Annotated in this window: 4 protein-coding genes; 3 read left to right on the top strand and 1 reads right to left on the bottom strand. The window is 58.2% G+C overall.

The genetic code is table 11. The features are described from left to right. From TW83_RS21895 to TW83_RS19495, 3 genes are all read left to right on the top strand, one after another. Positions 1 to 454, top strand: a 454-nt coding sequence (locus TW83_RS21895; RefSeq protein ID WP_204245788.1) for a hypothetical protein, incomplete at its 5' end; no start/stop codon positions are given. Between the two features lie 230 nt (positions 455 to 684). After that, a complete protein-coding gene (locus tag TW83_RS19500; protein WP_052714946.1) occupies positions 685 to 3,867 on the top strand; it encodes a rhamnan synthesis F family protein in 3,183 nt (1,060 codons plus the stop codon). Further along, positions 3,867 to 5,267, top strand: a complete 1,401-nt coding sequence (locus TW83_RS19495; RefSeq protein WP_157001681.1) for a hypothetical protein — start codon at positions 3,867 to 3,869, stop codon at positions 5,265 to 5,267. Before TW83_RS19500 ends, TW83_RS19495 begins: the two co-directional genes overlap by 1 nt. A gap of 97 nt (positions 5,268 to 5,364) precedes the next feature. Here the strand turns inward: TW83_RS19495 and TW83_RS15990 are convergent. Next, positions 5,365 to 5,982 (bottom strand): UDP binding domain-containing protein (locus TW83_RS15990; RefSeq protein WP_045983777.1); only part of this gene is annotated, 618 nt, incomplete at its 5' end.

The raw sequence follows: 5,982 nt of genomic DNA, 5'->3' as shown, positions 1-5,982 counted from the left end.
CCACTTGGGGAATGTATGTTACAAGCCTTACCCAGATCATTATCAGCGCTGGAGACAACAGGTTGGGAGGTTGAGATTTGGCGGACTTGGGCCTGCAAAGCTTAACGAACAACTGACGGTCGATCCTAATAACGACGCTTGGCTGGAATCAACCGGTCGAGATCCTATAATTTTTTTTGGTGATACGTCGCTCAGGGCAGGAACTGACTACCTCCTTCGTATAGAAATAGAGAGCGAGGTGAACAGCATTGCACAGCTTTTCATTGGGCAGACAGGGGGCGAGCATACTTTCTTCGAAAAGTGCTCGATATCTAGGCATGTATCGGTTGGGCCAAATGCCTTGGAATTCACTGTTTCTGCGGGAGGTCGCAACCAGCAACTACGCTTTGATCCGTTGAAATGTCCTGGGCGGTTTCGGATTACGGCAATGGAACTAATTACAATAAAGCCATGACTGCGGCAGGTACCTTACATCCCTCACCTCCTCGCAATGTCAAAACTAGTGGCACTTTTCGCTGATAGCACACCGATCGGTTCGCAACCACTGGTGGTATCGGGTATGTAGATGATATGGGGCAGTATGCATGACGCTTTGTCCGGCCCGATTGGGTTCGTCCACCGTCCTGCACAACCGACGACACGCGGCCGCCCTCCCCCGACCGCCGCCTAGAGGAGCCCTGACCGGTGCCTAGAGATACCCCGGACCTGACCCTGCCCACACACCCCGACCGTCCTTCCGACGCGTTCGCGCTGATTGTCCATGTCTGGCATCTGGACACGTTGGACGACCTATCCGCGGCCTGCGAGAACTTTCCCGCTGAGGCTGATCGGTTCGTGACTTTCGCCGACAGCCTCTCGCCCGAGGACTGTCAGCGCATCTCCGACAGCTTTGCTGGTGCGCAGCTGGTAGCGGTGCGAAATTTGGGCCAGGATATCGGCGCGCTGATGCAGCTGATGGACCAGGTTGATCTGAGCCGCTACAGCTTTGTCTGCAAGATCCATTCAAAGAAGGGCCCTAAGATGCCCGAAGCTTGGCGGCGTACGTTGCTGAGCGGTGTACTGGGATCGCTTCCGCAAGTCGAACGGATCGTGACAGGGTTCCGAAACGATCCGCAGGTGATGTTGGCAGGTGCGCGGCAGTTGTTCCTCTATGGCCCGGCCTACTTGGAGGCCACGGGCGATGATATCCGGACGCTGGCCGAACCTATGCTGGAGGGGTTCGATCTGCGCAACGAGAGCTGGGGCTTCATTGCGGGTCGCTGCTTTTGGATTCGCACCGACATCCTACGGCGTCTCAAGGCACTGAAAATTAAATTGGAGCACGACGGAGAGGGCGATGACATCGCAACCGTTGCGGTGTTCGAACGTCTGTTCGGGTTGGCAGTCGCAGCTTCAGGCGGCACGGTGCTGCTAACTGATCAGCGCGACGATAGCGCGCTACCGCAGCGTATATCTGGCTTTCCGACAACGCTGCCACGCGAGTCAATGTCAATAACGCAGACGCTGTCCGACCTGGAGGCCGCGCGTAGTCGTTTTCAACGCAACCGCCGACTACCGAAGCGTCGCCGAGTGGCGGTATTTGCCAGCTACAGCGGCGACGGCACGCTGCCTCCGCAGGTTCGCCCCTATTTAGAGGGGCTCCGGTCCCTCGTTGACCACATTGTGGTAGTCTGTGACAACAACATTGGCCCTGTCCGGCGTGCGGCACTGGCAGGGCTGGCAGATCATGTCATCGCCGAGCGGCACGGCGAGTATGATTTCGGCTCGTACAAGCGCGGCGTGGCCTGGGCGCGGCAGGAGGGTTGGCTAGATGAGGCTGACGATCTTATCCTGTGCAATGACAGCTGCTTCGGCCCTGTAGGCAGCTTTGCCCCGATGTTCGAGCGCATGGATGCTCGTCATTTGGATTTCTGGGGCGCAACGGACAGCCGTGAATTTCATCCCCATCTGCAAAGTTTCTTCGTGGTGCTGGGCTGGCATGTGTTCCAGTCGCAGGTCTTCCGTGGCTTTCTAGATGGAGTGACGAAGCAGCCCAATGTCCAAGAGGTCATCCTAAAATATGAGATTGGTCTAACTAGAACGTTGGAAAAGGCAGGCTTTCGATGGGGAGCAATGGTCGAGAATTGCCTTGAGGGTGTGCATCCCGCCGACCCAACTTATCGCAACATCGCCGAACACCCGATCAGAGCGATGGAGATGGGCCTGCCATTGGTCAAAGCTAAGGCGCTGCTGCAGACCCAAAGCAATGCCGAAGGCATTGACCGTACCCTTCGATGGCTGCACCAAAACGCGCCTGCGATCTTCGAAGTCGCCGTGGCGGACTTTTCTATCGGACGCTTTGTTGATGCAGATCAGACCGGCTTTTCGATCATTATGCCGACACGCAACCGATCGTGGTGCATTAGCGCGGCGATCGGTTCGGCGCTTCGCCAGACGCATCAAAATTTCGAGCTCATCATCGTAGATGACGGCTCTGACGACGACACGGCAGAGGTCGTAAGACGCGATTTCGGAGCTCAGTTGGACAGCGGCACTATCCGCTATGTCAAGCTCGACGCGCCGATAGGTGTCTGTGCAGCGCGCAATGTTGGGCTTGCCCATGCACGGCACGACTGGGTCGCCTATCTCGACAGCGACAACCAGTTGCGCCCAAATTTCCTGAGCGTGATGGCAAATTCGATCATCGAACGCCCAGACCGAGACTGCTTTTATGGCCAAATCATATTTGTTGAAACCGGTAGGGTCATTGGCCGTCCCTATCTGCGTAAGGAAATGATTGGGGGTAACTATATCGACTTGGGGGTGTTCGTGCATCGCCGCTCGCTAGTTCAGCGGTTTGGCGGGTTCGACCTAGATCTGCGGCGGCTTGTCGATTGGGATCTGATCCTGCGCTATACTGCTCATCAAGAGCCCGTGTTCTTGCCGCGCGTCTTCCTCGATTACAGCGATGACAAAGAAGGACAAGGCTCTGATCGCATATCGGTGCGGGAATCCTTTCTGCGCGCCAAGGTGGCGGTGCATAGCAAGCATTCGCCGCGTCCCACAGTCTCGACTGCAATCCTCAGCTACAACCATCAAGAATTCATCGTAGAGGCAATCGAAAGCGCTCTAGAACAACGCGGTGATTTCACGCATGAGATCTTGCTGGCTGATGACGGATCATCAGACGGGACGGCGCGGATTATGGCGCGCTATGCCGCGCGTTACCCGACTCGCATCCGCAACATTAGCACCGGTCGCAATCTGGGCGTCTCGGCCAATTATCAGCATTGCTTCCGCGAGGCAGCGGGCAATTCCGTGGCCATTCTGGAGGGTGACGACTATTGGATCGATCCGGAGAAAAATGCCCGCCAAGCCGATTTCTTGGCAAGTCATGCTGAGGCGGGTGCCGTCTTCTCTCGGATCGAGCTGTTCGACATGGCCAAGAACAGCCGCCGGGTACTCAAACGTCAAGACAAGCTGCCGCCACTGCTGACCGGAGCGCACTTCACGAAGGATCAGAACCTCAACCTTATCGTGAACTTCTCATCGATGATGTTCCGGCGTAGCATCCTGCTCGGCCTACCCTCTTCAATCTATCATCCGCGCTTGAGCGAGATCGCCCTAGCTTTTTATCTCGACAGGATCGGAAAGATCGGATTTGTCGACAAAGTGATGGGGGTGTATCGCCTTAATCCATCCAGCGTTTGGACAGGAGCGGATCAAATGGGGAAACTGGAGCAGGCGATTGCCACCCGCAGGGGTGCGCTGGCCGTCGCGCGTCCCGTCCATCACGATATCATTCGTAAAAGAATGCTGGAGAAACAGCAGCAGCTTCAGGTCATGAAGGTACAAAACCCGCAGACCATAATTGGGCAGAGTATATGATGACCGACGTATCGACAACGGACCGCCCCGGTAAGGTGGCGGTCGTCGTCTTGGGAATGCACCGTTCAGGAACCTCGTCTTTGGCGGGGATGCTGGACGGGCTGGGTTGTCGCGGACCAAAGACCCCGATCCCTGCCAGTCCGACGAATTCGGCGGGGCATTTCGAATCTGCGCCGGTTGTGGCTCTTAACGACGCGATCTTGAATGCCTTAGGGTCGCGGTGGGACGATTGGCGCCCGCTTCGCCCCAATGCACATCTCTCGCCCCGCTTTGCAGAGTTCCATGACAAGGCCCGTACCCTGCTGCAGGAAGAATATGGTAATGGGTCGCTAATATATCTTAAGGATCCGCGCCTCAGCATGCTGCTGCAGTTCTGGCAGGGGGTCCTGGACGCAGAAGACTATCGTTGCGTCTATCTACATACCCATCGTAGCCCCTCTGAGATCGCCGCATCGTTACAGCAGCGTAACGAGATCGACCCCGCCCTGTCGTTACTGATTTGGCTGTCACAAGTGTTGCAGGCCGAGCGTCATAGTCGCGGGCAAGTGCGCCACTTCACCTCCTACGAAGTACTACTGCGCGATCCGGCTGCAGTGGCCGAGGCGGTCGAGACTGCCTTCGGCTTTCCTTGGCCACGCCCGGCAGAGGCCGGAGCAGCGCGTGTGAACCGTGCGCTGCGCCACTACGACAACGGCGCACGAGCGGTTCTTGAAGATACCCGCGTGCCTGGACTGATCCGCCAGACGCTGGAGATCTTTGAGCGGTGGGGCGCCCAAGGCGAGCAGGCTGAGGATCACGCCCGGCTGGACAAGATTAGCGCTGAATTCGAAGAGGCCGACAGGTTGTTTTCAGGGGCCATGCAGGCCCTTAGCAGCCGATCGGCGCAGCTAGCTCCGACTCGCGCCCGCGAAGAGGCGCTTAAAGCCGAAAAGGCCATACTTGAAGCGCGCCTAACCCAATCTACCGAGGATAAAGCCATGTTAGACGAGCACCTGACTCAGATCACCCATGCCCGCGACGAGGCCTTGCGGGATCGCGATGCCGCCCGCCAAGCCCAAGCCGAGGCCGAGGCCCATCAAGTTCGCCAGCTGCACGAGCTAGACATGCTTACGGATCGCCTGATCGACCGCGATGCCACCCTGGCCGTGATACGTCGCGAGACCCTTGAAGTAGCGAACCGGGCTAAGCAACTAGAACAAGAGGCCGCCCGCGTGAAGGCCGAGCAACAGGAGAGTACCGCCGCCGCCGAGTTGACGCGACAGCAGCTGGCGCAGTCTAAAAAGGAGATTGAGGCACTGCGCGGCCAACTAAGGGCGCAACGTCAGGAATTCCTCTCTAGCACATCTTGGCGCATTAGCGCTCCGGTTCGCGCCTTTGGCCGTCTAGTCAGACGGCACTGATCCATATAACCGAGCGGGCTATGTCACTACTGGGCAGAGGGCGCAGACTATTGCGCCTTCCGCGTTTTTTTACGGCGCTGACTGAAGCTTCGTAGCTTTAATCGCCGCCGAACAGGTCGCGGGTGAACACCCGGTCGGCCACGTCCTGCAGGTCCGGGGTCAGGCGGTTCGCCACGATCACGTCGGCGCGCGCCTTGAAGTCAGTCAGATCGCGGATCACCTCGGACCCGAAAAACCGTGCGTCGGGCAGGGCGGGTTCGAACACGACAACCTCGATCCCCTTGGCCTTCAGTCGCTTCATGATGCCTTGGACCGCGGATTGGCGGAAATTGTCGGACCCGGCCTTCATCACCAGGCGATGGATGCCCACCACCTGCGGCCTGCGCGCCAGGATGGCGTCGGCGATCACGTCCTTGCGGGTCCGGTTCGCCTCGACCACCGCGGCGATCAGGTTCTGGGGCACGTCGTTGTAGTTCGCCAGCAGCTGCTTGCTGTCCTTGGGCAGGCAGTAGCCGCCATAGCCGAAGGACGGGTTGTTGTAATGGGCGCCGATGCGCGGATCCAGCCCGACACCCTGGATGATCTGGCGGCTGTCCAGGCCAAGCGACAGGGCATAGCTGTCCAGCTCGTTGAAATAGGCCACGCGCAGGGCAAGATAGGTGTTCGCGAACAGCTTGATCGCCTCTGCCTCGGTCGAGCCGGTCAGCAGGACCGG

The sequence above is a fragment of the Paracoccus sp. S4493 genome, assembly GCF_000967735.1.
Classification (GTDB): domain Bacteria; phylum Pseudomonadota; class Alphaproteobacteria; order Rhodobacterales; family Rhodobacteraceae; genus Paracoccus; species Paracoccus marcusii.
The sequence above is the reverse complement of the archived record's forward strand: the minus strand, read 5'-3'. Positions and strand labels throughout refer to the sequence as shown.

Coding starts and splice junctions, on each gene's coding strand:
- TW83_RS19495 (WP_157001681.1), top strand. CDS start 3,867: ATGACCGACGTATCGACAACGGACCGCCCCGGTAAGGTGGCGGTCGTC.